Origin of the sequence: Idiomarina seosinensis (genome assembly GCF_044797955.1) — a bacterium.
GTDB classification, from domain to species: domain Bacteria; phylum Pseudomonadota; class Gammaproteobacteria; order Enterobacterales; family Alteromonadaceae; genus Idiomarina; species Idiomarina seosinensis_A.
Genome location: NZ_CP085211.1, coordinates 93,941 through 120,762, shown reverse-complemented (window position 1 = coordinate 120,762; position 26,822 = coordinate 93,941). Strand labels below are relative to the sequence as shown.

At 46.5% G+C, this 26,822-nt stretch carries 15 protein-coding genes, 1 tRNA gene and 3 pseudogenes; 9 read left to right on the top strand and 10 right to left on the bottom strand.

The features are described 5' to 3' along the window. Positions 1–109: 109 nt before the first annotated feature. Together LG288_RS00540 and LG288_RS00535 are read right to left on the bottom strand one after the other, a co-directional pair. Complete coding sequence (locus LG288_RS00540) at positions 110–1,177, bottom strand: HD-GYP domain-containing protein (RefSeq protein WP_404400973.1); 1,068 nt, start codon at positions 1,175–1,177, stop codon at positions 110–112. After that, positions 1,170–5,063, bottom strand: a complete 3,894-nt coding sequence (locus LG288_RS00535) for a PAS domain-containing protein (RefSeq protein WP_404400971.1) — start codon at positions 5,061–5,063, stop codon at positions 1,170–1,172. The genes LG288_RS00540 and LG288_RS00535 overlap by 8 nt, the downstream gene beginning before the upstream one ends. Positions 5,064–5,256: 193 nt before the next feature. On the opposite strand from LG288_RS00535, the gene LG288_RS00530 reads away from it, so the two are divergent. Then, a complete protein-coding gene (locus LG288_RS00530) occupies positions 5,257–8,493 on the top strand; it encodes a S41 family peptidase (protein ID WP_404400969.1) in 3,237 nt (1,078 codons plus the stop codon). 91 nt (positions 8,494–8,584) lie between these two features. On the opposite strand, the gene LG288_RS00525 is transcribed toward LG288_RS00530, so the two are convergent. The 4 genes and pseudogenes from LG288_RS00525 to LG288_RS00510 form a co-directional block, all read right to left on the bottom strand. Beyond that, positions 8,585–9,001: a YqaA family protein gene (locus LG288_RS00525; protein WP_404400967.1), complete on the bottom strand. Its 417-nt coding sequence runs from the start codon at positions 8,999–9,001 to the stop codon at positions 8,585–8,587. A 435-nt stretch (positions 9,002–9,436) separates the two neighbouring features. Beyond that, on the bottom strand, positions 9,437–10,084 hold the full coding sequence (locus LG288_RS00520; RefSeq protein ID WP_404400965.1) for a cupin domain-containing protein: 648 nt from the start codon (positions 10,082–10,084) through the stop codon (positions 9,437–9,439). Positions 10,085–10,192: 108 nt separating this feature from the next. Next, the gene (locus LG288_RS00515) at positions 10,193–10,618 is read right to left on the bottom strand and encodes a hypothetical protein (RefSeq protein WP_404400963.1); all 426 of its coding nucleotides are present in this window, start codon (positions 10,616–10,618) and stop codon (positions 10,193–10,195) included. 449 nt (positions 10,619–11,067) lie between these two features. Continuing rightward, a pseudogene (locus LG288_RS00510) lies at positions 11,068–12,154 on the bottom strand (IS3 family transposase). A gap of 385 nt (positions 12,155–12,539) precedes the next feature. Here LG288_RS00510 and LG288_RS00505 point away from each other — a divergent pair. From LG288_RS00505 to LG288_RS00480, 6 genes and pseudogenes are all read left to right on the top strand, one after another. Further along, the gene (locus tag LG288_RS00505; protein ID WP_404400961.1) at positions 12,540–14,024 is read left to right on the top strand and encodes an N-6 DNA methylase; all 1,485 of its coding nucleotides are present in this window, start codon (positions 12,540–12,542) and stop codon (positions 14,022–14,024) included. Next, on the top strand, positions 14,021–15,481 hold the full coding sequence (locus tag LG288_RS00500; protein WP_404400959.1) for an N-6 DNA methylase: 1,461 nt from the start codon (positions 14,021–14,023) through the stop codon (positions 15,479–15,481). Before LG288_RS00505 ends, LG288_RS00500 begins: the two co-directional genes overlap by 4 nt. Beyond that, positions 15,481–16,659 (top strand): restriction endonuclease subunit S, encoded by a 1,179-nt coding sequence (locus LG288_RS00495; protein WP_404400957.1) that lies wholly within the window; start codon positions 15,481–15,483, stop codon positions 16,657–16,659. Before LG288_RS00500 ends, LG288_RS00495 begins: the two co-directional genes overlap by 1 nt. A 2-nt stretch (positions 16,660–16,661) precedes the next feature. Next, entirely contained in the window at positions 16,662–19,625 is a 2,964-nt protein-coding gene (locus tag LG288_RS00490; RefSeq protein WP_404400955.1) for a type I restriction endonuclease subunit R, read from the top strand. Between the two features lie 9 nt (positions 19,626–19,634). Then, complete coding sequence (locus LG288_RS00485; RefSeq protein ID WP_404400953.1) at positions 19,635–19,877, top strand: hypothetical protein; 243 nt, start codon at positions 19,635–19,637, stop codon at positions 19,875–19,877. A gap of 283 nt (positions 19,878–20,160) precedes the next feature. Then, positions 20,161–20,483, top strand: a pseudogene (locus tag LG288_RS00480) (transposase); the annotation flags it as partial. Positions 20,484–20,538: 55 nt separating this feature from the next. Here LG288_RS00480 and istB read toward each other — a convergent pair. Together istB and istA are read right to left on the bottom strand one after the other, a co-directional pair. Next, positions 20,539–21,315, bottom strand: a complete 777-nt coding sequence (gene istB / locus LG288_RS00475) for an IS21-like element helper ATPase IstB (RefSeq protein ID WP_296052982.1) — start codon at positions 21,313–21,315, stop codon at positions 20,539–20,541. After that, on the bottom strand, positions 21,299–22,333 hold the full coding sequence (gene istA / locus LG288_RS00470; protein WP_404400704.1) for an IS21 family transposase: 1,035 nt from the start codon (positions 22,331–22,333) through the stop codon (positions 21,299–21,301). The genes istB and istA overlap by 17 nt, the downstream gene beginning before the upstream one ends. Positions 22,334–22,423: 90 nt before the next feature. Between istA and LG288_RS00465 the strand changes: the two are divergent. After that, positions 22,424–23,274, top strand: a pseudogene (locus tag LG288_RS00465) (IS3 family transposase); the annotation flags it as partial. Between the two features lie 360 nt (positions 23,275–23,634). Here the strand turns inward: LG288_RS00465 and LG288_RS00460 are convergent. Continuing rightward, a tRNA-Arg gene (locus tag LG288_RS00460) sits at positions 23,635–23,711 on the bottom strand. 193 nt (positions 23,712–23,904) lie between these two features. Here LG288_RS00460 and LG288_RS00455 point away from each other — a divergent pair. Next, complete coding sequence (locus tag LG288_RS00455; RefSeq protein WP_404400951.1) at positions 23,905–25,437, top strand: leucyl aminopeptidase family protein; 1,533 nt, start codon at positions 23,905–23,907, stop codon at positions 25,435–25,437. A gap of 22 nt (positions 25,438–25,459) precedes the next feature. On the opposite strand, the gene LG288_RS00450 is transcribed toward LG288_RS00455, so the two are convergent. Further along, complete coding sequence (locus LG288_RS00450) at positions 25,460–26,815, bottom strand: amidohydrolase family protein (RefSeq protein WP_404400949.1); 1,356 nt, start codon at positions 26,813–26,815, stop codon at positions 25,460–25,462. Positions 26,816–26,822 lie beyond the last annotated feature (7 nt).

Sequence of the window (26,822 nt, the reverse complement as noted above, 5' to 3'; positions counted from 1 at the left end):
GGCAGGAAGCGCCGACATTGTAATTATTAAGTCTGTAACCTATTCTCAATAAATCAACTTTAAAATGAAGAAAGCGACGATGACATGATGTATGGGGTGGGCTCAACGTTCAGCTTGCCTGCGGCTCCGCAAACTGCTCGCGGATACTCGCAATAGCCGGTAACTCTTTTAAAAACACGTCTACCAGTTGGGGGTCAAAATGTTTGCCCCTATTTTCGCTAATTAGCTGCACTGCGGCTTCCATTGTCCAGGCTTTTTTATAAGGCCGTTCAGAAGTCAGCGCATCAAAAACATCCGCCAGCGCAGCAATACGCCCGGCTATTGGTATTTCTTCACCCGCAAGGCCGTTGGGATAACCACTGCCATCCCACTTTTCGTGATGAGTCAGAGCAATTTCCCGGGCCATATCCATTAGCGCGCTACCATCCGTTGCAAGCAATTTAGCCCCTATTTCGGCGTGGGTTTTCATCGTTTCCCACTCAACCGAGTCTAGTCGGCCAGGCTTAAGTAAAATCACATCCGGAATACCAATTTTTCCAATATCATGCATCGGGCTGGCGTTAAGAATTAAGTCACACTGCTGTTCGTTCCAGCCGATTGCCCTTGCCAGCAAGGCACAAATATGGCTCATACGTAATATATGAAAGCCGGTTTCTTCGTCCTTGTACTCGGCCGCCATTCCCAAACGTTGCACCACTTGTAAGCGAGTGCGATGTAATTCCTCGGTTCGCTCTGCCACCATTGTTTCAAGCAGGCTTTTCTGATTGTGCAGCATACGGTGGGCGACCTGAGCATCAAGTAAGTTTCGCACTCTCATAATCAGTTCGTTACGATCAAAGGGCTTACTAATATAATCGCGTGCGCCGGCGGCCAAAGCGCGTAATAAGAAATCTTTACCGTGCTGTGCCGTTAACATGACGATTGGGGGGAGCAGATCATCCTTTAATGCCTGAAGCTTCTCAATTACCTGGTAACCATCAAGGTAAGGCATATTAATATCAAGCAGAATTAGGTCAGGCCGCTGTTGCTGGTATAGATCTAATACATCACGAGGGTCCTTAATTAAAACGAGCTGTGTGTAACCCTGCCCCGAAAGCATACGCTGCACTAATTTCAAGTTTGCCGGTTCGTCGTCAATGATAAAAATTCGTTCACTATGCTGTGCTTCACTACTCATTCCGCTCTCCGCCAAGATATTTATTCACTAAGCCAATGAGTTGCTTGATATTAATTGGCTTGGTTACATATTCGTCAAAGCCTGCCTGCTTGCCTTTTTTAACGTCATCAGGCATAGCATTTGCTGTCACCGCGATCACCGGAATGTGTGCCGTTCGTTTTGACGACGAAAGAATTGATTGAAGTTGATAACCGTCCATCTCGGGCATATTAATGTCCAGCAAAATAAGGTCCGGCAACTGCGAATTAATCAGCTCGAGTCCCTGCAATGGACTAGGGGCCGAAAGCATTCGAACCTGGGGCATTCGGGCCAGAGCCTGCGTCACCAGCTTGAGATTTGCGGGGTTATCTTCAATATAAATTACCGTGTAATCCGTGATGTTGTCAGCTTTTGAAACGTGTGTACCAGACTGCTGCAATAACTCACCACCTGACTGCAGCCCTTTACTTGTGTCGCTACTTGCCGCGGTTAGAGGCAGTCTAACACTGAAGGTACTTCCCTTGCTAACTTGCGACTCGACGTCAATAGTACCGCCCAGCATCTCAATGATGCGGCGGGTAATAGTAAGTCCTATGCCGGTACCTTCTATATTACTTGACTCGGCATTCAGGCGATTAAAAGGCTGGAATAACTGTTCCAGCTGCTTTTCCTCAATCCCGTAGCCTGTATCGTGCACCGATATACGAACCCACTCGCCGGACTCGGTAATCACCTCTATCTTAACGCTGCCTTTTTCACGGTTATACTTAATCGCATTGCTGATCAAGTTAAGTAAAACTTGTTTTAAGCGAGTTCGGTCAGCTTTAACTTCTACTCCAGCAGCGCAGTCATATTCCATCCTTATTGCGTTTTTTTCAGCCATTGCGGAGGTTAAAGATACACATTCTTCAACCACAGATGATAACGCGAGCGGCTCGACCGATAGGCTAATTTGACCAGATTCAATTTTGGCCAGATCGAGCACTTCATTTATCAACCCTAATAGATGTTCACCAGCTTTAAGGATTTCCTGCACATTATCCTGTTGCTCCTCTGGCATGGCTTCGTCATATTCCATTAATTGACCAAAACCCAGAATGGCGTTCATCGGCGTGCGCAGTTCATGGCTCATACTGGAGAGAAACTCCGACTTAGCCTGGTTCGCTCGGTCGGCTTCTTCACGGGCCAGAATAAGTGCTTCTTCGTTCCGCTTACGCTGGTTGATATCACTGTGGATACCAATGAGCCGGACCGGCTCGTTCGCATTATTTCGCGCAACAACAGAACTTCTGCACAGCACCCATTTGTAACTTCCGTCTTTGCAGCGCAAACGCAGTTCAACACTAAACTGCTGGCTCCGGCCTGCCATATAGTCGGCTAGTTGGTTCTCAGCTGCTTCACGATCCTGGGGATGAATTGAACGCCTCCATGTTTCAATATCGGGTGACAACTCCCCTGGCTGGTAACCGAGCATTGATTCGTAATTACCGGACATCAGCATGGACCCGGTTATTACGTCCCAATCCCATATACCATCACCAGCGCCCTCAACTGCAAACGTAAAGCGCTGCTGACTTTCATACAGGCTTTGTTCCGCTTGGACTCGTTCCGTAACATCCTGAACTGTACCAGTAAGATACTCTGGGTTGCCGTTCTCGTCTTTATGCAGTGTTGCAAGTTCATGTACGTACCGCACTTCACCCGTATCCAGCAAAATACGGTGCACGATATCATGGTGCCCGGTCTGCTGAGCCTGCTTTTCACTCTCACGCAATAGCGCCCTGTCATCAGGGTGTACTGCTTTATGAAACAGCGCCACATCCGGCTTGATGGTCCCCGGGGTATAACCAAAAATACGGTAAACTTCGTCGGACCAGAACAGATCGCCGGATACCAGGTTGGCATGCCAGTTACCGAGTTTTGCCAACCGTTGGGCCTGCAACAGCTGCTGCTCGCGCTCAGCCAAAGCGACTTCGGCACACTTTCGATCGTGAATATCCTGCACAACACCGAGCATACGTTGCGGCTCGCCACTGGCATCTCGCTGTGCCGCTCCTCGTTCCAGTAACCAGCGGACCGTGCCGTCCGGCCATACCACCCTGTGCTCAACCTCGTAAGGCTCATCGCGCTCGATACAAGCCGTTACCGCTTCACTAACCCGCGCCCTGTCATCCGGATGTATCGCATTAACAAAGTTTTCATAAGAGGTTTCAAGATTCCCCTCCGGGTAGCCGAACAGGGGAGCGATTCGCTCAGTCCAGTATAAATCACCACTTAAAATATCCCATTCCCAGGTACCAATATTTGCATACACCTGGCCCCGGCGAAGGCGCTCTTTGCTCTGTTCAATCTGCTGCTCGGCGCGACGAATTTTTTCTTCGGCCGTTTTTTGGTAAGTAATATCGGTGCGGATGGATACGTATTGATAAGGTTTACCGTTTTTACCAATCAGCGGCATAATAGTCGAGGAGACCCAGTAATAACTGCCGTCTTTACGGCGGTTACAGATTTCCCCCTGCCAGACTTGGCCCGATGCAATGGTGCGCCACAAGCCCTTATAAAAATTGGGGGCGTGAGCATCTGATTTAACCAGCCGATGATTTTTACCCAGCAGTTCGCTTCTGTCGTAACCACTGGTTTGGCAAAACTTATCATTGACGTAAATAATATCGCCCTTGCGATCACTAATGCTAACCAAAGAATGATGATTTAACGCAAGATGCTCACACTCACGCTCGTACATGACTCGCTTCATTCGCTGCTGCAAAACCTGACTCTGACGATAACGATGGGCCCTGGCCCTAACCGCGGCAACAAAATGCTTTGCCAGGATCGGTTTAACCAAAAAGTCGTCCCCGCCAAGATTGAGCGCTGACAGTTGTTGAGTAATATCCGTTTCTGCCGATAAAAAAAGAATAGGGAGATTTATATGTTCGGACCGCTCTCGCACCACAGCCGCAATCTCCGGGCCATGGATATCAGGCATATAGACATCCAATACCAACACATCAGGTTTAAAGTCATCAAGTAACTGAAGGATTTGCTTAGGTTCGGACAGCGATTTCACTTTTATCCCGGCGCTTTCAAGCACGATAGATTGTGCCCGCAATAAGTCTGGCTCGTCATCGACCAGTAGCACTCTATAAGGCTCTGCGGGCAGGTACCCGGTCAGCTGCTCCATCACAGCAACGAAATCTGCCTCCACAATGGGTCTACTCAAGTACCGGGTGACGCCCGCACGATATGCATGTATACGACAGTCCAAGTCATCTTGTACTGAAACCATAACCACTGGCGGCATTGCAGCACTGTCACTTTTTAGCCGCCTGAGCAGATCCAGACTTCCAGAGTGGCTTTCAGATAGACCAATATCTAATACGATGGCATCAGGAACTGCCTGCTCCCAGGCCTCAATAAAGCTAGACTGAGTAGTGAAGCATCGGCACCGGAACCCATGCTCTCGCATCAGTTGAACGATATGGGTATTTTGTTCAGGGTCATCGTCAATGAGGTAAACCAGTGGAGAGTGCTTAGGTGAAAGAGCTCGTGCAGGGGGAAGTAACCTATCGGTCCAGTTCTCAGTCACGCTGGCGGTGAGACTGGTTAGTCGGTCGAGTTCATCTCCTATCTGTTGCCAAACTTCATCATCTGGCGGATGTCCATCATCAATAATGGCCTTCAGACGAATTTCCAGTTGCCTTGTGGCAGTCGATATTGACTGAAGACCAAAGGTCCCGGTGCTACCGGTAAGGCTATGCAGCTGGTGATGCAGCTCCCTCGCCTGCTCTGGTTGCCAGTGTGAAAGCTTAAGACTGCGGTATTGCGCTACCAACAGAGCCATCTTACCGGGGAGTTTGTCCTTAAACTCTTTTTGTAAACTTTTTAAGGTATCACTGCCTGATAACATGGTTTCTTGCCTTACCACCGTGCGAGCCATGGCTGGATATGAACGAGCAATCAATGTTACATTAATGTTAGTGAAAACCATCTTTTTGCGATGGAAAATGCAATAACCACGATAAAAATAAGGTGATAGGCAACATATATAAGGGAAATATAATATGCTACTAACGACTTTAACTTAAATAGGCAATTAAGATATGAAACGACTGGTTACAAGCCTACTAGTTTCTGTGGCAGTAGGCGCCTCTGCGTCAGGTGATTCCTCAGAACGTCCTTTGATTATGCAGCCCGAAATTAGCCCTGACGGAACTCAAATTGCATTTAGTTATCAGGGCGACATTTGGACGATGTCGACTTCTGGTACTAATCCAAACCGTTTAACCATTCATGAAGGTTATGAGCACTCGCCAAAGTGGTCAAAGGACGGCGACTCTATCGCATTCAGCAGTGACCGTTTTGGTAATGATGACGTGTTTGTTATGCCAAGCCGGGGCGGTCGCCCGGATCGCCTGACCTATCACAGTGCTCCGGATCGCATTTTAGGGTTTAATGACGATAACCAGGTACTATTTAATACTCGCCGTTTGTACGCTGAAGTTGAGCGCGAATGGGAGGTTTATAGTGTTGCGCCGACAGGGGATGCAACAGAGTTTCGTTTTATGGATGCCCTGGGCTTTGATGCCGTTGTATCACCTGATGGCAAAAAAATTGCCTTTGTACGAGGCACTTGCCGAATTTCACGTGAAGACTACCGTGGCCCGGCAAATCGTAACATCTGGATTTACGACACAGAAACGGACGAATACGAGCAGTTAACGGATTTTGACGGCAATGACTTTATGCCTCAGTGGTCAGGCAATAATGAGCTGTACTTTGTCTCTTCTCGGGCCGGTAAATACAACGTATTTAAGCAAAAGCTAGGCTCGAAAAAAGCTAAGCAGATCACCGACGAGCGCGAATTTGGTGTTGAGCATTTTAGCATTGATAACCAAGCAAACAGCCTGGTATATCAAGCTGCTGATAAAGTCACATTGATTGCGGGCGGTCAAAGCAAGTCACTCGATCTGTCAATTCCTACCGATTTTCGTTTTGATCCTGTAACAAACAAGTCGACTACAGACTCGCTCGATGAATACAGTGTGTCACCTAACGGTAACTTGATCGCTTATGCGGTGCGTGGCGATTTGTTTGTCAAGCGGAACGACAAAGAGGATAAGCGTTCGGTTAGATTAACAACGGGTGCTGCAAGAGACAGAGACGTTACCTGGTTAGACGATAATACTTTGCTATTTGTTTCTGACCGTGACGGCCAAAACGATATTTTTGCTTTGACCTCGACTGATTCGGATGAGTCTAACTTATTCAAGTCGCTGAAGCATTCGATAACACCGGTGACACGCACTGAAGAGCAAGAGCGCCAGCCCGTGGTCTCTCCTGATGCCAAAAAAGTTGCATACCAACAAGGGCGCGGAAAGCTAATTGTTGCTGAGGTGTCAGAAGATCAATCATTAACAAACGAGACAATTTTATTAGACGGTTGGGCGACACCTAGTGGTGTGAGCTGGTCACCAGACAGCAAGTGGTTAGCTTATGCTAAGTCTGATTTGTCGTTTAACAGCGAAATCTTTATCCATGCAGCAGATAACTCGCAACAGCCAGTTAATGTCAGTATGCACCCCAGGGGGGATTACAGCCCAGTTTGGTCACCCGATGGCAGCAAGCTTGGTTTTAGCTCCATGCGTAACAATGGCGACTACGATATTTGGTTTGCCTGGTTAAAAGAGAGTGACTGGCAGCGCTCCAAAGAAGAGTGGAAGCGTGATGAGTTTGATGACACACCTGCGGCTGAACCAACTAAAGTCGCCACAGCTGATGACGCTACGGACGATGAAGAAAAGCCAGAAGCGACAGAAAAAGAAGTTGAAGCAATCCAAATTGACTTAGATGGCATTTATCAACGACTGGTTCAGGTAACTCGTTTTGCCGGTAATGAATCTGGGTTAGCGTTTGATAAAAAAGGTGATCATGTTTATTACACCATTGGTGGCGCGGGTCGTCAGAACTTTAAGGCGGACCGAAACCTGTTCAAGATTAAGTGGAACGGAGAGGACAAGGAGCTTGTCATTAACGGTGACAAACGTCCTCGTAGCTTATCCCTGAGCAATGACGGTAAGCACTTGTTTGCGCTGACAGGCAAAGGCACCCTAGTTAAGGTGGACACCAAAAAAGATGAGCCTGAAACCTTGTCTACGGTATCTCAGCAAAGCATTGAACATATGGCTGAGCGCGCTCAAATTTTTGATGAAGCATGGCAGGCGCTTAATACCGGGTTTTACGATCCTAAGTTTCATGGTAATGACTGGCAGGAACTAAAAGAGAAGTATCGTCCTTTAGCGCTAAAAGCGTCAACAAAAGAGGACTTCCAGTACGTCTTTAACTTGATGCTGGGCCAGGTAAACGCAAGTCATATGGGTCTGTACCGCGGTGAAAACCAAAAGCAAACGCAAAAAACTCAAACGAGTTTAGTCGGTGTTGAAGTTTTACCCGTCGCTGAAGGATTAACCGTTGCCTCTGTGTTAAACAACAGCCCGGCAGCACGTGATGAAAGCCGCTTGCAAGTAAATGATGTAATCACTCATGTAAACCAACAATCGGTTAAAGACGCAAACTTCTATGAGTTATTGATCGGTCAGGCCAACCAGCCTGTTTTGCTCACAGTGAAGCGCGCGAATGAAGAAACCGAGTTGGTGCTATGGCCAACGACCAGTTTAAGTGACGAAAAGTACGACAATTGGGTCGAAACTCGTCGCGCCCTGACTGAAGAATACTCAAATGGCCGCTTAGGTTACTTGCATATTCGAGGCATGAACTGGACTAGCTTTGAACGCTTTGAGCGTGAGCTAATGGCAGCAGGTTACGGTAAAGACGGGATTGTCATTGATGTTCGCTATAACGGTGGTGGCTGGACAACAGACTACCTGATGGCCGTATTAAACGTTGAACAGCATGCTTACACTATTCCTCGTGGTGCAACAAATGATCTGAAAAAAGATCAGAAAAAGTTCCGCAATGAATACCCGTACTCTGAGCGTTTACCACTGTCGGCCTGGACTAAACCGTCAATTGCCATGAGTAACGAAAACAGCTATTCAAATGCTGAAATCTTCTCTCATGCTTATAAAGCGTTAGGTATTGGTAAGTTGGTTGGCCGTCCAACCTTTGGTGCGGTAATCAGCACTGGCGCACAAAGTCTTGTCGATGGGTCGATTGTAAGAATGCCGTTTAGAGGCTGGTGGGTAAAAGACTCTGATGCCAACATGGACTTTACACCAGCGCAGCCTGACATTGAGGTGTTTAATCCACCGGCGTACAAAGCCAAAAATGTGGATCCGCAGTTAAAACGTGCTGTTAACGAACTATTAAAGTCACTATAGAGCGTTTGATTAGCAGTTACACTAAGTCAATAAAAAGTGAGCACCGTAACAGGTGCTCACTGATTCGGCAGCAAATCACTGGCGATTCAGTTTAAAACAGCTGTGTGATACCTATTAAAATAGCGTAGCGGCCAGATTTACTAATAAAAACCAGCGTTAAAAACTGCCAGAAGCTTAATCGCAGCATTCCAGCGATAAAGGTGAGAGGGTCGCCAATGAACGGAGCCCAGGCCATCAGCAATGACCACTTACCGAAGCGTTCGAACCAGCGATGACCACGGGCCAGGGATGCCGGTTTAAAAGGGAACCAACGGCGATCCTGATACTTCACCAAAAAACGACCCAAAAGATAGTTCACGACTGACCCCAGCGTATTGCCGATTGAAGCCAGCCACCAAATTATCCAAACATCGTATTCCATCCGTTGGGCAGCCACTACCACAAACTCAGATTGAGCCGGCAGTATTGTGGCGGCCAGAAACGCCGTCAGAAATATACTTAAGTACATAGGAACAGAGTGTAATCCCCCCGCTTTAAGCAGCAGTTATTTGGTAAGGCCTATGACTTTCCGACCCCTTTTGTGGTAAAAAGGTAACTGAAATCATAAAAGAAAAAAGGAAAATAAATGCTTAATAAAGTTGCTACCGTTTTTTTGATTTTGACGTCAATTGCACTTCTTTATCAAGGAGTAACTATCGCTTACCACACGACTGGTATAGTTCGCGGTGGAGAGTTTCAGATGCTGATAACGTTAAGCAATCAATTCGCATACTTTATGATATGGGTTGCCTCCTTAGCTTTCTTTCTTATCTCAAAAAGGTTGTCAAAATCAGAAGCTGAGATACGGTGAGTGGCTAGCAAACGCATGCATTTTAACGCAACCTTGGCCGCCAAGAGCGGCCAGAAACGGCCCAGGATATACCTTAATCATTGAGCCAGACTACTACTCTAAATGTCCTGTCTTAACCCATATAACCGTTTGTTCGTCAACAAAGGGGTGATGTACACTCATGTGCGGGCTTCGCATCCAGGTATCCTTCGGGTAACGGCCGTACTCGTCACAAAATTCGCCAGATAACACTAATATTTCTTCGCCGCCCATGTGGCGGTGAGGTTTGAACACTTCATTAGCTGGCCACTTGACTAATGCAACATGCTCAGTTCCATGGCTATGTAGTGGCATAACTTGCAGCCCGCCTTGACCAGGCAGCCACTCAGCATCATTAGTGTTAATACGCACTGTTTTTGTATCGTCTTGCTGAAACTGGTGCAACTTGACGAATAACTTACAGCCGTCTTTGCTGAACGGCGCGTGCGAGCTTCCGGGAGGATTTCGGATATAAGTACCAGCCGGGTAATTGCCGTTTTCGTCAGAAAAGACGCCTTCAAGCACCAGTATTTCCTCACCCAGTGGATGTTCATGAGTTTTAAAGGAAGCGCCGGGCTTATACTCAACGATGCTGGTCGCTCGGCCACCCTCCGCCTCTTCGCGCTCCAATAATTTACGGCGCACACCAGAAGCAGGACTGTCTATCCACTCTTGTTTTGCCGTTTCAATAACTACACGTTTAGAAAAGTCTAAATTCAGCATTAGGTAAGTCTTTATTCGTCAAAAAACAGCTTTTAGTTACGTAAATTAAGACCTTTATGGTTCATGCTACGCGAAAGTTCACACTTTGGGCGAAGTATGACTCAGTGATTATTGGTTGTTAGATTGAACATGGCCTGGCGTTTTATGTGGCACGGTCCAAATAAGTAAGATAAGCGCCGAAATAATAAAAATTGCAAACCCAGACAATAACCAAGAGTTAATATACCAGTGCTCGCCCCACACAAACTCGCCAAACATTATTTTTTTCCAGCCTGCAAAGTGCTGATATGACGCAACAAATAGGCCAAATACAGCCAAAATACTAGAAAAATACAAGTTAATGTAGTTGCGTGGGTTCGGCAGCAGCAGAGCTAAGCCTAATAACCCAATAATAGTTCTCTGTGCTCGACAATACGGGCATACATAAACTAAGTCAGTTAATTCTAATGTCCAGGTCACTACGGAAATAATAATAGCAGTAATGCCTACAGCTATGCGGTGACGCCACAGCCAGCTTACAAGAGCTTTATCCATTTTTTTTATTCCTTTGTTTGGTAAAGCCTGATATTAATCGACACATTTACCTGACGCAACAAACTTAGTTTTTGAGCGATGGAAGCGCGGAACTTCCGCTTCTCGCGTACAACGGACATTAAGTGACTCACGAAACTTTATACTTTTTATACTGAGAACCTGTCTTGCCGCCTTGCGCTTCTATTCATGCGGATTTCATCCGATTTACGCACTTCTCTGTCCGGCGCCAGGTTGCAAAGTTGTTATAAAGGAGTAATTTAATTGGTGAAAAAATAGTCTAACCAAGGAATGGCGCCAAATGAAACTATCCAACGTTCTATCTACAGTTAACCAGTTTGAGAAGTCTAAATTCATTAACTTCCTTGATCGCATATGCACTGAAGCCAGCTCGCATGATAAACAAGTGGCTATTGTAATCCCCCCATTTTAAGCAGCAGTTATTCGTAGAATTAGTGAACCGCTTGCGTTAAATATTTGGGCGGGATGCCGCCAATGGCCGTATTCGGCCTTTCGTTGTTATAAATCCAAAGCCATTCAGTAGCAAGTTTTTGTGCCTGCTCAACGCTCTCGAACATGTGTAAATCCAGCCATTCATGACGAACTGTTCGGTTAAAACGTTCGATGTAAGCATTCTGAGTGGGCTTGCCGGGCTGGATATAAAGCAGCGTTATTTTTTGCTTCTCTGCCCAACTTGTTAACTCGGCCGAGATATACTCTGGCCGTTGTCACACCGAAGTGCTGTGGGTTTGCCGCGCCATTCGATGACCTGCTCTAACGCTCGAATGACACGTGCACTAGGCAATGATAAATCCGCTTCAATGATTAAGCCTTCGCGATTGTAATCGTCGATCACATTAAATGTTCGTAACGAACGACCATCAGCTAAGCTGTCTGACATAAAATCCATCGACCAGACCTGATTTTTGGCCGTTGGTACGCTCAATGCGTCTGGTTTATCCCGTTTAATGCGTCGTTTCGGTTTTATCCGTAAGTTAAGTTCAAGCTCCCGATAAATACGGTATACCCGTTTATGATTCCACGGGAAACGCTTTACGTTGCGTAGGTGATAAAAACATAAGCCGAATCCCCAGCGCTTCTGAGCCTCTGTCAGGCGTAGCAACCAGTCAGCGATCACAGCGTTCTCATCGCTGAATTTGCACTGATAATGATAGCAGCTTTCGCTAATTCCCAGGCAAATGCAGGCTAAGCGAATACTGATACCATGGCGTTCAATGGCAGCACGTGCCATCTCTTTGCGTTGAGATGGCTTTACAGCTTTCCCTCAAGGGCTTCCTTGCGGATCTCAGCTTTAATGCGCTCTTCGGCGTACATTTTCTTGAGGCGTTTATTTTCATCCTCAAGCTCTTTGAGACGCTTCATCATGGATGCGTCCATGCCGCCAAACTTGGCGCGCCATTTATAAAACTGAGCAGAGCTCATGCCGTGTTCACGGCAAAGGTCTGGAACGGCTACACCGTTCTCGTTCTGCTTCAATATCGCCAGTATCTGACTGTCTGTGTATCGTGATTTGCGCATAGAAAACTCCTTTGCTTTAGTTTAGCGGAATTTTCTACTAATAACTGCTCCGATTTTCTGGGGGGATTACAAAAGTGAGTCTTGCCGTTTTCAGCCTTGCCTGAGTTCACAGTAGAGATTAATGTAGACTTGGTAACTAAATATTAACTTTTTCTTGATTTTTGATTTAGCAATCTCACCTATGGATATTGAAGGTCACACTTAGTTAGCGATAACAAGCTGGATTCCCGTTAACTGAGAAGGCGATATCCACTAGATACGGTGCATAACCTTAAACGGACAGAATCCAGATCAAAGGAATGCTCGAATGCGCAGTTGATATCGCATGTTTGATGGATGATTCTTATCGACTAAAAACCGTGAATTAGAAATAAGAAGAGTATTAATGACAACGAGTAAAGTAACGCTTTCACAACTAGAGCAATACCTTTCAAAGGCAGCTTGGATACTTAAGGGCCCGGTGGATGCCTCGGATTTTAAGGTCTACATATTTCCGCTGCTTTTCTTTAAACGTATTTCGGATGTATACGATGAAGAGTTTCGCATTGCTATGGAGGAGTCTGGTGGTGATGTGGAATATGCCTCATTGCCCGAATTCCACCGATTTGAGATTCCAGAAGGTTGCCATTGGAAAGATGTGCGCGAAACCACTACGAACGTTGGTAACGCAATCGAGTCAGCATTGCGTGGCATAGAGCAAGCTAACCAAGAGTTTCTGTATGGTATTTTTGGTGATGCACAATGGAGCAACAAAAATAAGCTTTCAGACGAGCTTCTTATCAACCTGATTGAGCACTTCTCGCAGTACACCCTTGGCAATCAAAATGTTGATCCCGACATGCTAGGTAATGCTTACGAGTACCTGATTAAGCACTTTGCTGATTTAACCAACAAAAAGGCAGGTGAATTTTATACTCCGCGCTCGGTAGTACACCTTCTCGGGCTGATTTTAGACCCACACGAAGGTGAAACCATATACGACCCTGCGTGTGGCACGGGAGGAATGTTGCTCGAATGTGTTGATCACCTAAAAGAAATCAACGAAGACTACCGAACTTTAAAACTCTACGGTCAGGAAAAGAATCTGACATCAAGCTCTATTGCCAGAATGAATATGTTCTTACATGGCATAGAGGACTTTGAAATCTTGCGCGGCGATACATTAAGAGAGCCACGTTTTTTCGAGGCTGACGGTTTAAAGACCTTTGACTGTGTAATTGCCAACCCTCCTTTCTCACTAAAAGAGTGGGGTGCCGATTTATGGGTAAATGATCCATATGGTCGCAATATTGCGGGTGTGCCTCCTAAAGGTAATGGCGACATGGCATGGGTTCAGCACATGGTGAAATCCATAAATAGCACTGGGCGTATGACGGTAGTTCTTCCTCATGGCGCATTGTTTCGAAAAGCAGCAGAAGGAAAAATTCGTAAAGCTCTGCTAGAAAGCGACCTGTTAGAGGCTATCATTGGCTTAGGCCCCAATATTTTCTACGGTACTCAGTTGGCGGCCTGTGTGATGGTGTTCAAACAGAACAAACCGATAGAGAAAAAAGGCAAAGTACTGTTTATTGATGCATCTGATCAGTTTCGTGTAGGACGCGCGCAAAACTATCTAGAGCCACATCACGTTCACCAAATTTACAGTTGGTACAGCGCAAATCAAGACGTCGAAAACTACGTCAAAGTCTCATCACTGGAAGAGATAAAAGAAAACGATTTTAACTTGAATATTCCGTTGTATGTAGAAAATGTTATTGATGACAACTTGCCGTCTGTTGAAGAAGCGATGGCCGACTTGAAGCAGGCATGGGAAGCCAGCGTAGAAGCGGAAGAGAAGTTTAAAAAGGTATTGGAGCAGTTTGTTCAATGATGACTCAACAAGAACTTGAAAAATATCTTTGGGATGCGGCAACCACATTGCGCGGCACTATTGATGCCGGAGACTACAAACAGTACATCTTTCCGTTGCTATTTTTTAAGCGGATTTCAGATGTTTACGACGAAGAGTTCGAAAATGCATTGGCAGAAAGCGGTGGTGATATGGAATATGCTGCGTTTGCAGAAAACCACCATTTCCAGATACCAGATGGCGCGCACTGGAAAGATGTGCGTGAAGTGACCACCAATGTCGGTCAAGCACTGCAAAATGCGATGCGCGCGATTGAACAGGCTAACCCTGACACGCTAGAAGGCATATTTGGCGATGCCAGTTGGACCAATAAGGAGCGCCTGTCTGACGCTATGCTTATTGAGCTGATCGAACATTATTCCCAGCACAAACTGAACTTAACCAATGTACCTGACGATAAGCTCGGTAACGCCTACGAATACCTAATTAAAAAGTTCGCTGATGACAGCGGCCATACGGCTGCGGAGTTTTACACTAATCGCACCGTAGTAAAGTTAATGACCATGATCATGGATCCGCAACCAGGTGAATCTGTGTACGACCCAACCTGCGGTTCAGGTGGGCTGCTACTTAACTGTGCGCTGCACTTAAAAGAGGAAGACAAGGAATACCGCACCCTTAAGTTATATGGGCAGGAGATAAACCTTCTCACTTCTGCTATCGCTCGTATGAACTTGTTTATGCATGGTATTGAAGAGTTCAAAATTGTGCGTGGTAACACCTTGTCAAATCCGGGCTTACTGGAAAATGATGAACTGAAAAAGTTTAACGTTATCCTTGCTAACCCGCCTTACTCGATTAAATCTTGGGATCGTGCAGCATTTGAAAACGATCCCTATGGCAGAAACCTCTGGGGTACACCACCGCAAGGTTGTGCTGATTATGCATTCCAACAGCATATTCAAAAGAGCTTAGATTCTGAAAATGGACGCTTTGCCATCCTCTGGCCTCACGGAATATTGTTTAGGGACGCCGAAGCTGCAATGCGACGCAAAATGATTGAGTCAGACCAAATTGAAGCAGTCATCGGATTGGGCGCAAACCTTTTTTACAACTCACCTATGGAAGCAATGATTCTCGTCGGCAACACGAATAAACCCCAGAACAGGAAAGGTAAGGTCTTATTTGTTAATGGAAAATATGATGTCGTTGACAACAAAGGTTTGGCATACCTGACCAATGAGCACATTAATAAGCTTTACCAAGCGTATGCTGATTTCACTGATATTCCACATTATTCGAAGGTTGCAACGAACGAAGAAATTCTTGCTCTCGACGGCAATATGAATATTAACTTTTATGTTAAGCAAGATAACTCTGATGGAGAGATCTGCTTTGCAACAGCACTGAAAGATTGGGAACAGGCTTCTCAAAACCTCAAAGAATCAATGAGTAAATTATTAGAGGCAGCGAATTAATGAGTGATATTTTCGAAAAAGTTGCTGAATTAAACCTTGATCGAAGTGGTTGGCAGTTAGTTAAATTTGGTGATGTTGCTATCCAACAAAAGAAGACAGTTGACCGAGACAATACTGAGTTAACTCGCTATGTCAAAGGCGAGCATATGTATTCTGAAGATATCCATCTCCGTGAATGGGGTGAATTAAAAGATGAGTACCTTGGGCCAGCATTTATTCGCAAATTTGAAGAAGGTGATATCTTATATGGCTCGCGTCGTACTTATCTGAGAAAAGTGGTGGTAGCTCCTTTTGATGGTATTACATCAAACACTACTTTTGTCATTAAAGCGAATGAGAAACTGATCGATAGACGGTTGCTGCCATTTATAATGCTTTCTGAAGGGTTTACTCAGCATTCAATAATTAACTCTAAAGGCTCTGTAAACCCTTATGTTAATTGGAAAGATCTGGCAGGATATGAATTTCTATTACCACCTGAAGCTATTCAAGCTGAAATTGTTAACCTGCTTGAATCTCAAGGTCATTACTTTGAGAATATCAAGAATAGCTTAAAAAAAGTTTCTACTTATTATGAATCGTTGTTGAATGATTTTTCTTCAGAGTTAAAAAGTGGCTGGTCTCTTAAGCCGTTGAAAGACATATCTAAAATAAATAGAAAAACTCTTGGCTCAAAAACGCCAAAAAATTATCAGTTTAGATACTTAGATTTAACTTCAATTACCGCTCCAAAGATACTTGGCGAAATGAAAAAAATTAAGTATGCAGAAGCACCAAGTAGAGCTAAGCGAGTAGTAGAAAATAAATCTTCGATAATAGCTTTAGTTCGACCTTATCAGAAAAACATTGTGTTTATTGAAGATGCGTATGATGTTATTTCTTCGACTGGAACAGCAGTTGTTGTGGCTGGTGATAGAATAAATAGTAGGTTTTTGTTTCATCAATTTTTTTCTAATAGATTTTTAAGATTCTGCGAAAGAATGATGACAGGAACAACTTATCCGGCAATAACTTCTGATGACTTGGGGTTGTTCAAGGTTGCGTTGCCCAACAATAAAGATGAACAGGATAATCTTGCAAAACTATTGGACGAAGTCGAATCTAATATATCAAGGCTTCACAAATTAGAAGAAAAAATATTCAGTTTGCAAAAATCAATAATTAATCAGGTGTTTTAGTTATGGGGTTTACCGAATCAAATAGTGTGGAACACTACATCATCCATCAGTTGAGCGGTGTTAATTTAAACACCAAACAGGTGCAAGAACCTCATAAAGCGTTTGGCGTGAAGTGGCAGTTTCAGTCTGCTGAAGAGCTAAAGCGCGGCGTTAATGAGGTACTGGTTGAAGCTGAATTGGTTAAAGCGCTAATTAGCCTTAACCCTGAAATTGCAGCTACCCCCAGCTTAGCGGATGAGGTAATACATAAGCTCCGTGCAATTTTAATTTCGGTAAGTCAGATTGGTTTAGTTAAGGCCAACGAAGAATTTTTTGCTTGGATGACAGGCGAAAAGACCATGCCTTTTGGTGAGAATAATCGCCATGTGCCTGTTAAACTCATCGACTTTGATGACCTGACCCAAAACAGCTATATCGTTACCAATCAGTTTCGGGTTCATCACCGGGAAACCAAGATACCTGATGTCGTGTTGATGATTAATGGCATTCCTGTGGTGGTTGGGGAAGCTAAAACCCCTATTCGGCCCTCGATTAGCTGGTTAGATGGCGCACACGAGATACATCAAGTCTACGAAAACTCTGTTCCGCAACTGTTCGTGCCAAATATCTTGTCTTTTGCGACGGAAGGCAAAGAGTTGTTCTACGGTGCTATTCGCTGCCCATTGGAGTTTTGGGCACCGTGGCGCATAGAAGATAACGATAATCAGCTGTCAAAAGCCCTTGGCTTGGCAGAAATTGGTCGCGAGTTAAGTGATCTTCTAAGCCCTGCCCGCTTGCTGGATATCATGCGTAACTTCTCGTTGTTTAACACAAACAAAAAGAAGCAACGCATGAAGGTAATACCGCGTTTTCAGCAGTATGAAGGGGCGAACAAAATTGTTCAGCGGGTTATCGACGGTAGAATTAAAAAAGGCCTAATTTGGCACTTCCAAGGTTCTGGCAAGTCTCTTCTGATGGTATTTGCGGCGCAAAAACTGCGCCGCGCGCCAGAGCTTAAAAGCCCCACCGTTATTGTGCTGGTAGATAGAACCGACCTAGATACACAGATCAGTGGCACCTTTAATGCGGCAGATATTGCCAACGTCGAGACTACCGATAGCATTAAAGAGCTACAAAATATGTTGGAGCGGGATACCCGTAAGATCATTATTTCGATGATCCACAAATTCCGTGATGCCAAACCCAATATGAATGAGCGAGAAAATATCATTCTATTGGTGGACGAGGCACACCGCACGCAGGAAGGCGATTTAGGTCGGCAAATGCGTGCCGCACTGCCAAATGCATTCTTGTTTGGTTTAACGGGAACCCCGGTAAACAAAGCGGATAAGAACACTTTCTGGGCCTTTGGTGCTGAAGAGGACAAAGGCGGCTATATGTCGCGCTATACCTTCCACGACTCTATCCGTGACGAGGCTACACTACCCTTGCACTTTGAGCCGAGGCTGGTTGATGTGCATGTAGACAAAGAAGCACTTGATAGAGCCTTTGAAGAGTTTAAAGAAAGTGCGGCCTTAACGGACGAAGAAGCAGATGAGCTTAATAAAAAGTCTGCCAAGATGTCGGCGTTTTTAAAGTCGCCCGAGCGTATTGAGAAAATAGTTAAAGACATTGCAGAGCATTTTAAAGCCAAAGTAGCCCCGCATGGCTTTAAAGCGATGATAGTAACGCCTGATCGCCATGCCTGTGTGCAGTATAAAGAAGAGCTGGATAAACACTTCCCTACCGAAGCCAGTAAAGTGGTGATCTCCACTACCGCTAATGATGCCTTTGAATTCAAACAAAAGTGGGCATTAGATAAAAGCCAGCAAGAAAAGGTGGTGGATGAGTACAACGATGCCAAGTCAGAGCTGAAATTCATCATCGTAACCGCCAAGCTGCTAACCGGCTTTGATGCACCGATTTGCCAAACCATGTATTTGGACAAGTCGTTAAAAGACCATACTCTTCTTCAGGCAATCTGCCGTACTAACCGTTTATATCCGCAAAAGACATTTGGCTGCATTGTCGATTACTTTGGTGTGTTTGATGATGCGGCGAAAGCACTGGAATTTGATGAGTTAAGCGTAAAACAAATCATTACTAACCTTGGGGAATTACGCTCTCGGTTACCACAGGCGATGGCTGAGGCATTGCAGCATTTTGACGGAGTAGATAGAACCCTGGAAGGGTTTGAAGGTTTAGAGGCTGCGCAAAATGCTATCAACACCGATGAAAAAAAGGATGCTTTCGCCAAGGACTTTAAGTATCTGGCAAAGCTTTGGGAATCACTCTCTCCCGATAGCGTGTTGGACATCTACAATGAAGACTATAAGTGGTTGGCCCAAGTGTTCGAGTCAGTTAAACCTGCGTCGGATAATGTTGGGAAAATGCTTTGGCTAGCGCTTGGCGCACAAACAACACAACTTATCCACGAGAATATTCACGTTGGCGACGTGCATACGCTTGAAGAGTTTTCATTGGATGCTGACGTTATAGAGAGTATTTTCAATAATCCAGACCCCAAAAAAGTTAAGCAACTTGAAAAAGATCTTATCCAGCGCTTCAAAAAGCATTCGGGTGGAGAGTTTAAAAAGCTGAGTGAACGCTTAGAGGCATTACGTGACAAAGCAGAAAAAGGGCTTATCAGCTCGATAGAGTTCGTTAAAGAGCTCTGTGCAATAGCAAAAGATACCGTTAAAGCAGAGAAGGCGCTTGAAGAAGAGCTTCAGCAGAAGTCGCCTAAGGCGGCGCTAACAGAGCTATTCCTCGAACTTAAAAACGATCAAACACCAGCAGTTGTAGAACGAATCGTAACTGATATTGATGCGATTGTTCGTGTGGTGAACTTCCCCGGCTGGCAGGACACGGTTGGAGGTGAGCGGGAAGTTCAAAAGTCGCTGCGTAAGGCGTTACTCAAATATCAACTTCATAAGGACCAAGTGCTTTTTGATAAGGCCTATGCATACATCAAAGAGTATTACTAAAGGAATAGTATGAAAACGGACTTTAGTGCAGCCTTTTATTCAGCTGATCAAGATAAAATAACCTTAGCAAAAAGAATCACGCTTTTGAAAGAGCAGGTTGACGGTGCACGGCAAGAAAAAGACAACTTGCTGAAGTTCCTGAAAGCAGAGCTAACGGATCGCTTGGGTATAAGCGTTGGTTATTGGATTCAGGGCTCTTTTAAAAATCATACGGTCATAAGTATTGAGCGACAATTACGGTGGCCGGTCTAGCGGCAATTATCTTGGCCGGTTGATCTGATAAGGTTCGGCACAGCAGAACGGAGGGAGTTCACTGTGCCGGGAACACGAATCACGGATCAACAGTGGTAAGGCCTGATTTTTCTCGACACGTTGTATCAGGGTAAACAGGCCGCTCGCACTATTTGAATATCAGTTGCGGTGAGCTTAGGGCTATTCGCCTGAGCGTACATAATGTCCGATGAAGCCGACGGGTTCTACCCAGATTTTACGGACACATCCATAAAGAGGCATAATATGCCCATAAGGAGTGTTCATGACCAAACGAAGAAAGTACAGTACAGAATTTAAACGAGAAGCCGTTGAGCAGACTCGACAACCTGGCGTCAGCTGCCGACAGGTAGCATTAGAGATTGGTGTTAATCCGAATATGCTGTCCCGCTGGAAGCGTGAGTTAGAAGAAGCGCCCGGTAGTGCTCACAAAGGCTCAGGCACGCCGCGTGATGAAGAGGTTGCCCGGCTTAAACGTGAACTGGCACGAATAAAAAAGGAGCGTGATTTTTTGCGCGAAGCGGCAACGTTCTTCGCAAAAGAGTCGTCCTGAGATATCAGGCGATCGAACGTTGTCAACGGCAGTTTAAATTTGACCCCCTTTGGGGTTAATTCGGCAATCTAATTTTGACCCCCCTTGGGGTTAAATTTCACCGAGTATCGGTGCAATACCTATCTTCTTTTTGTCCTTCAACCGATAGCTCTCACCACTAATTTGAATCACATGGCAATGGTGCAACAGGCGGTCTAGCATCGCGGCTGTTAATGTTGTGTCGTTCGCGAATGCACCTGCCCACTGGCTAAACGGTAAGTTGCTGGTCAGTAATGTGCTGCCGCGTTCATAGCGTTTTGCGACCACGTTAAAGAACAGATTTGCTTCCTCGCGGCCGAACGGTAGGTAGCCGATTTCATCGATGATGAGCAACTTTGGACTCATTACAACGCGCTGTAGGTACGTTTTTAGCTTGCCTTGATTATGCGCTGTCGCCAGTTGCAGCATCAGATCTGCCGCGGTTATAAAGCGCACTTTCGTGCTGGCCATGATGGCCTTGTACCCAAGCGCAATGGCCAGGTGCGTTTTACCCACGCCACTTGGCCCGAGCATTACTACGTTCTCATGCCGTTCGATAAAGCTCAGGCCAGACAGCTCTGTCAGCTGTGCTTTGGGTACGCCGCTGGCGAAGTTAAAATCATACTCCTCAAGCGTTTTTATGTTTGGTAAGCCAGCGAACTTGAGCAGAGTCGCCTTGGTGCGTTGTGTTTTGGCTTTAAGCTCTTCAGCTAAGAGCTTCTCGATGAAGTCCGCATACGAGCCCTCTTGGGCGATGTGATGCTCAGCTATCGATGGCCAAGCTTCGGGCAAGGCGTATAAACCAAGTTGCCGGCAAGCATCGGCAATGCGCTCAGACTGTAAGTTCATGGCCACCTCGCAACATCTGGTCATAGACACTGAGCGGATGCTGCAGGCTCTCGTAAGGGGTTGGCACGCAACGCGATGCTTGAGGCTGGTACACGCTGCCGATCTTCACCGGCAACGGCAATAACGCCTCTTGCTCCATTATTAAGCGCTGGTTTGGGACGTCTCCGGTCGTACCATGTACTCGTGCATTTGCCACCTGCGTCAGCCAGCGACCGACATAGCCATTCGCGGTCTGCACATCTAGGCGTAAGCCTGAGGTTCTTAAAGTAGCCTGCAGCGGCACAACGAAGCTTGATTTAAGGTAACGGTTAAAGCGCTCAACTTTGCCTTTAGTTTTCGCCCGATAGGGACGACAAACGCGCGGATTAAAACCGAAGTCCTGAGCAGTTGATAGAAGCTTCGGGTTCCAGCGATGCTCTCCGTCTGAATAAGCGTCTCGCTCAATCATGATGGTCTTAGCGTTATCGAAAAGCACTTCGTGTGGCACACCACCGAAGAAGTCGAAGCTATGCTCAAGGCCGTCGATCCAGGCTTCTGTGCGCTCGTTATCATAAAACCTGACATAACTTGCACGTGAATAACCCAGCGTCGCCACGAAGGCTTTTAGTGCGTGGGTTCCACGGCGAATAATGGTGAAATCTACCTGTAGCTGCTTACCTGGCTCGGTTTCAAAACGTACTAGTGGATCGGCAGCCTGCTTTGGTTTAAACGTGGCGACATACTCACTGAGTATCCTGATTTTTCCTTGGTATCCACGAGCCAGTATCTCTTCGTAGAGCACGGCTGCTGGTATCCAATCTGGATGAGCGGCTTTGATTCGCGACTGAATATAGTCTTTGAAGGGGTCAAGCTTGCTCGGCCGCACAACACTGCGTTGGTACACCGGCGCACTCTCAGTTTGCTGCAGATATTTTTTAACGGTGTTGCGGGCCAGGCCGGTTTCGCGCGCTATCCCTTTAATCGACTTACCTTGGTGTTTGAGTACTTTAATGGTCACAACCATCTCCTGAGTTAACATCGAAAGCGGCCTCTTGAGCAAAACCGCTAGTTTACTTCAGGGGGTCAATTTTCAGTTGCCGTTAGGGGGTCATTTTTACACTGCCGGTAACAACGTTGTCGCGAACAGTTTCCGATACGCTTAATGTGCCGTTGTATGAAAGTCTCAGCCAGCGGCTATTATGACTGGGTGAATCGCCAACCATCTCGTCGTTCCATCGAGAATGAACGATTACTGACGCGTATTAAAGAGATCCATGAAGATAGCGGCGGTATCATTGGTGCGCCACGCATGCATGAAGATCTCAGAGAAGAAAAGGAAACAGCCAGTCTGAACCGTATTGCCCGATTAATGGCGGAGCATGGGCTTCAGGGCTGGCCGCGCAAAAAGGGACGTGGGCGCAAAGCACCATCGCAGCGCCCGGATGGTATTAAAAACCACCTGGGACGAGACTTCAAAGCTTTTGAGCCCAACACTAAGTGGGTGACAGACATAACCGAATTAAAAACGGACGAAGGAAAACTTTTTCTGTGTGTTGTCTTGGATCTGTTCAACAATGTCGTTGTGGGCTGGTCAATGCATCACCGGCAGGATAGAAAGATGGTGCTGCGAGCGGTGGAGATGGCTGTCTGGCAACGCCCTGAGTCGACCCAGGCAATACTGCATTCGGATCGTGGAACGCAATTTACCAGCGGTGATTATCAGCGCTACTTAAAAAATAATGAGTTGGTGGGAAGCATGAGTGCTGTCGGCCATTGTGCCGATAACGCTGCCTGTGAAGGATTTTTCGGTATGCTCAAACGAGAGCGCGTGAATCACCGAAAATACCGAACCAGAGATGAAGCCCGTGCGGACATATTTTTTTATATCGAGCGGTTTCATAATCCAAGGATGCGACGTAGAGTAGCGAATCAAGACAAGAAGTTTACAACCGTTTTAAACCGTCCGTGATAACGGGGTAGAACCCCGCTGGAGCTTCTCAGAGGAAAGGTCATGTTCGTGCCGCTGTGCTCGAGCGTCAACGTCTGCTCTTGGCACAAAGCGGAAGTAAACACAAAATTAACGGGCTTCCGACTAATCTCCATGGCCTATTCGACTCTCAATATAAAAGTTGCTGGGGTCACTACGAATTCCAAAGTATGACGTCGAATATTTTCAACGCCTGAACTCAGGTTTTTCTGGCTCTGATTTAAAAATTGTAGGTAAAGGTCAAAATTTGGCTGAGGCAAAGTTAGTCCGAAAATGTTGGCCACATTCTGGACACAATTTGGACACATTAGACTTTTAGTAAGTGATTACTATCAAGGAAAGTCGCACAGAGATGGCGCGCCCGAGAGGATTCGAACCTCTGACCTCTGCCTCCGGAGGGCAGCGCTCTATCCAGCTGAGCTACGGGCGCATATTCAGGTTTTTACTGCTGTTGCTCTGAAAAAGCGTGGGCATTATAGGGCCATCAGCCAGCCATGTCCATACTTTGCAAGTTCGATGTTTATCTTGTGGCAATGTCAAAAATCTCTTTTGCGTATTCTGCTGGGTCGATTTATAGTTCAATCGAACCAATTACTTAGTTAACTACAACTTAGGATGCCGTTATGTCACTAAAGCAGTTTGTCGGCGCTGTTACGCTTTCGTCAGCGTTAGTCGCGCCAGCTCTTGCAGATAACCATCTGCACACCAGTACTGTTTTTTCTGATCAGAATAAAAACAGTGAAACGCGTGTTATTTTTGTTCCGGAAGACCAGAATATTAGCTTTTCTAACTGGTCCTCTGCCGTCAATAATGCCGTTAGCCGCGCAGCAGCTATCGAAGAGTTTACCGGAAAGGCTGCGCAATTAACTTCGGTTGTTGCCCCGGAAGGAACTCAAGCGAATCATTTGCTGTTAGCTGGTGTCGGTAATCCAGCTGAAATGTCGCGCTTCGAGGCTGAAAAATTGGGGGCGGCGATTGCTGCGGCCTTGAACTCTGAGTCCGAAACGGTGGTATTCGATACTCGTTTGATTGGCAACCCCGGATTAGCTGCTGAAATTAGCGCCCGAGCTGCGCATGGTATTGATTTAAGAAACTACCGCTTTGACCGTTATCAGTCCGAGCCAGAAGCGCGGCCGCAAACAACTTATCACTGGTTAGTTAATAGCCCGGACAGTGCCGAAAAGCACTACCAGGCTAGTCGTGCTATTGCCGAAGGTGTGTTTGTCGCCCGTGACATTACCGCGCTACCCGGCAGCGACGGCTACCCAAAAGCTATTGTTGAGCTGGCACAAGAGGCGATGAAAGATCTTGATATCGAAATAACCGTTGTAACGCCTGAGCAGGTTGAAAAAATGGGCATGGGCCTGTTGCACAGCGTCAGCCAGGGTAGTCAGCATGGCTCGTACTTACTGGCTGCGCACTACAAAGGCAGTAACGACGACCCTGTTGCCTTAGTTGGTAAAGGAAACACTTTTGATACCGGCGGATATAACTTAAAGACCAGCTCGTCTTCTATTGTCCGCATGCAAACCGATAAGGCAGGTGCCGGTGCCGTCATTGGTACTGTCATGGCGTTAGCGGCGCAAAAGGCTCCCGTTAATGTAGTGGCTGTGGCGCCCCTGTCTCATAATCTGATTTCAGGCTCTGCGACCTTACCTGGAGATGTGGTAAAAGCTGGTGATGGCACCTTGGTTGAAATCGTCAATACCGACGCCGAAGGCCGCTTGATACTCGGTGATGGTAACTGGTATGCCAATGATACTTACCAACCCCGTGCTATTGCTAACATTGCCACCTTGACCGGTTCTAAGGTTCGCGCTCTTGGTAATGAGTACGGTGCTTTGTTTGCTTCGGATAAGGGATTACGTGACTCCATTATTAAAGCCGGCGAAACCACCGGTGAAAAAGTCTGGGAAATGCCGCTGGACGCGTACGAGGGAATCATCGACAGTTCACTGGCTGATATCCGCAATATCGGCTCACCGGGAGTTCAGGCTGGTGCGGCATTTTTGAAGCACTTTGCAGGTGACACGCCCTGGGTTCACGTTGATATGGCCGGCGATGCAATGGTCAGCAGTGCGACCGGCATTCACCCGGCAGGGCCTACGGGCTACGGTGTCCGCTTGCTAACCGAATGGGTTTTGCAACTGGATTAATAACACCACAATCACGTGCGGCTTAACGATAAGCCGCACGTATCTCTGCCAATTTCGCATCGATATCCTGTCGCGCCAGCCAAGTACCTCGCACCATAACCCCTTGTGGTTCTTTTAACGCGTCAGCCGAAACCAGCGGATTATTTTTAAGCAGCATAAAATCGGCGCGATGACCTGCGGAGATTTTGCCAAATTCATCTTCGGCAAAGTAATCACCTGCGGCAACGGTTGCCGATGCATAGATGTCTTTTAGCGGAATTCCGGCCTGCTGCATTTTATTGATTTCATGATGGATGGAATAACCAGGCACGCTGAATAACTGAGGTGCATCGGTACCAAAGATAATTTCGGCTCCGCCCTCGTATAACGCTTTTAACAAGCGCTGTCGATTAGCCTGCTGTGTGGCAGCATGCTCTGTATTAAAATAGCCCATGCTGGGCTGTTGATAATAGTTCAGCCAGCCCTCGCGCACGACCTGAGGTACCAGATCCAACTCTGGGTAGGTTGCCAGCTGCTGCGGATCTTCAGCACCAATCAAGGTTGCCCACAATGCCTGCGTTGGTACTACCGCAATCTGGTGTTCAATGGTCAGTTGCACTAACCGCTGCAGCTCGTCATCGGTAATTGGCCGATTTATTGCGTCAACGTATTCAAGGTAACCATCGAGGTGATCAATGGTCCGCTGGCCCTCAGTCATTGCCACTTCTAATCCAACGTCAGCGGGTACATGCCCAGCAAAGTCCATCGCTTCAGCCCGGGCCGTGGCGGCTAACGCCTGGTATTCGCTTAAGCTCAGACCGGGATGAATTTTTAGCAGGTCCCAGCCCTGGGACCGGTGTTCAATAACTCGTTGAGTTGCCTGTTCAACAGACTCAATGGTATTGCCGTTAAAGCTTGGCCCGGCAAGATACAGCGTGGGGCCCATGCGCTTGCCCTCGGCGATATCCTGTTTTAACTGCAGCTGATGAGGGTAGCCCAGCATACCGCGCACCGTTGTCACACCGTTTGCCAGGTACAGGAACAACATGTCATCAGCATAACGTTTCGGAAACTGGCCGAAATCGGTGGCCGGCGGAACATGGCCGTGCATTTCGGTAAAACCCGCCAGCAGGTAACCGTCATTCGCATCAATGATCCGGGTGGACTCCGGCAGCTGCTGAACGGCGGCCATGGGCACGACTTGTTTTATTTTGTCATCGCTAATCAATACTGCCCGCTGCGATAAAATCGGCGTGTTACTCTCGCCAACCCTAACCACGTTTGCATTGATCACCGCGATATCAGCGCTCAGCGATTCGGACTCAGCCGGGACTGTTTGTTGACAGGCGGCTATCAAAACCGTGGTTGCTATGGCGATAAAGCCTTTTAGTTTGCGCATGACGAAT

What these genes read in the sequence shown, in the direction of transcription:
- LG288_RS00505 (WP_404400961.1), top strand. Translation starts at nt 12,540, where the DNA reads ATGACAACGAGTAAAGTAACGCTTTCACAACTAGAGCAATACCTTTCA.
- istA (WP_404400704.1), bottom strand. Translation starts at nt 22,333, where the DNA reads ATGTTAACTCAGGAGATGGTTGTGACCATTAAAGTACTCAAACACCAA.
- LG288_RS00515 (WP_404400963.1), bottom strand. Translation starts at nt 10,618, where the DNA reads ATGGATAAAGCTCTTGTAAGCTGGCTGTGGCGTCACCGCATAGCTGTA.
- LG288_RS00450 (WP_404400949.1), bottom strand. Translation starts at nt 26,815, where the DNA reads ATGCGCAAACTAAAAGGCTTTATCGCCATAGCAACCACGGTTTTGATA.
- LG288_RS00525 (WP_404400967.1), bottom strand. Translation starts at nt 9,001, where the DNA reads ATGTACTTAAGTATATTTCTGACGGCGTTTCTGGCCGCCACAATACTG.
- LG288_RS00490 (WP_404400955.1), top strand. Translation starts at nt 16,662, where the DNA reads ATGGGGTTTACCGAATCAAATAGTGTGGAACACTACATCATCCATCAG.
- LG288_RS00520 (WP_404400965.1), bottom strand. Translation starts at nt 10,084, where the DNA reads ATGCTGAATTTAGACTTTTCTAAACGTGTAGTTATTGAAACGGCAAAA.
- LG288_RS00500 (WP_404400959.1), top strand. Translation starts at nt 14,021, where the DNA reads ATGATGACTCAACAAGAACTTGAAAAATATCTTTGGGATGCGGCAACC.
- LG288_RS00495 (WP_404400957.1), top strand. Translation starts at nt 15,481, where the DNA reads ATGAGTGATATTTTCGAAAAAGTTGCTGAATTAAACCTTGATCGAAGT.
- LG288_RS00455 (WP_404400951.1), top strand. Translation starts at nt 23,905, where the DNA reads ATGTCACTAAAGCAGTTTGTCGGCGCTGTTACGCTTTCGTCAGCGTTA.
- LG288_RS00485 (WP_404400953.1), top strand. Translation starts at nt 19,635, where the DNA reads ATGAAAACGGACTTTAGTGCAGCCTTTTATTCAGCTGATCAAGATAAA.
- LG288_RS00530 (WP_404400969.1), top strand. Translation starts at nt 5,257, where the DNA reads ATGAAACGACTGGTTACAAGCCTACTAGTTTCTGTGGCAGTAGGCGCC.
- LG288_RS00535 (WP_404400971.1), bottom strand. Translation starts at nt 5,063, where the DNA reads ATGTTATCAGGCAGTGATACCTTAAAAAGTTTACAAAAAGAGTTTAAG.
- LG288_RS00540 (WP_404400973.1), bottom strand. Translation starts at nt 1,177, where the DNA reads ATGAGTAGTGAAGCACAGCATAGTGAACGAATTTTTATCATTGACGAC.
- istB (WP_296052982.1), bottom strand. Translation starts at nt 21,315, where the DNA reads ATGAACTTACAGTCTGAGCGCATTGCCGATGCTTGCCGGCAACTTGGT.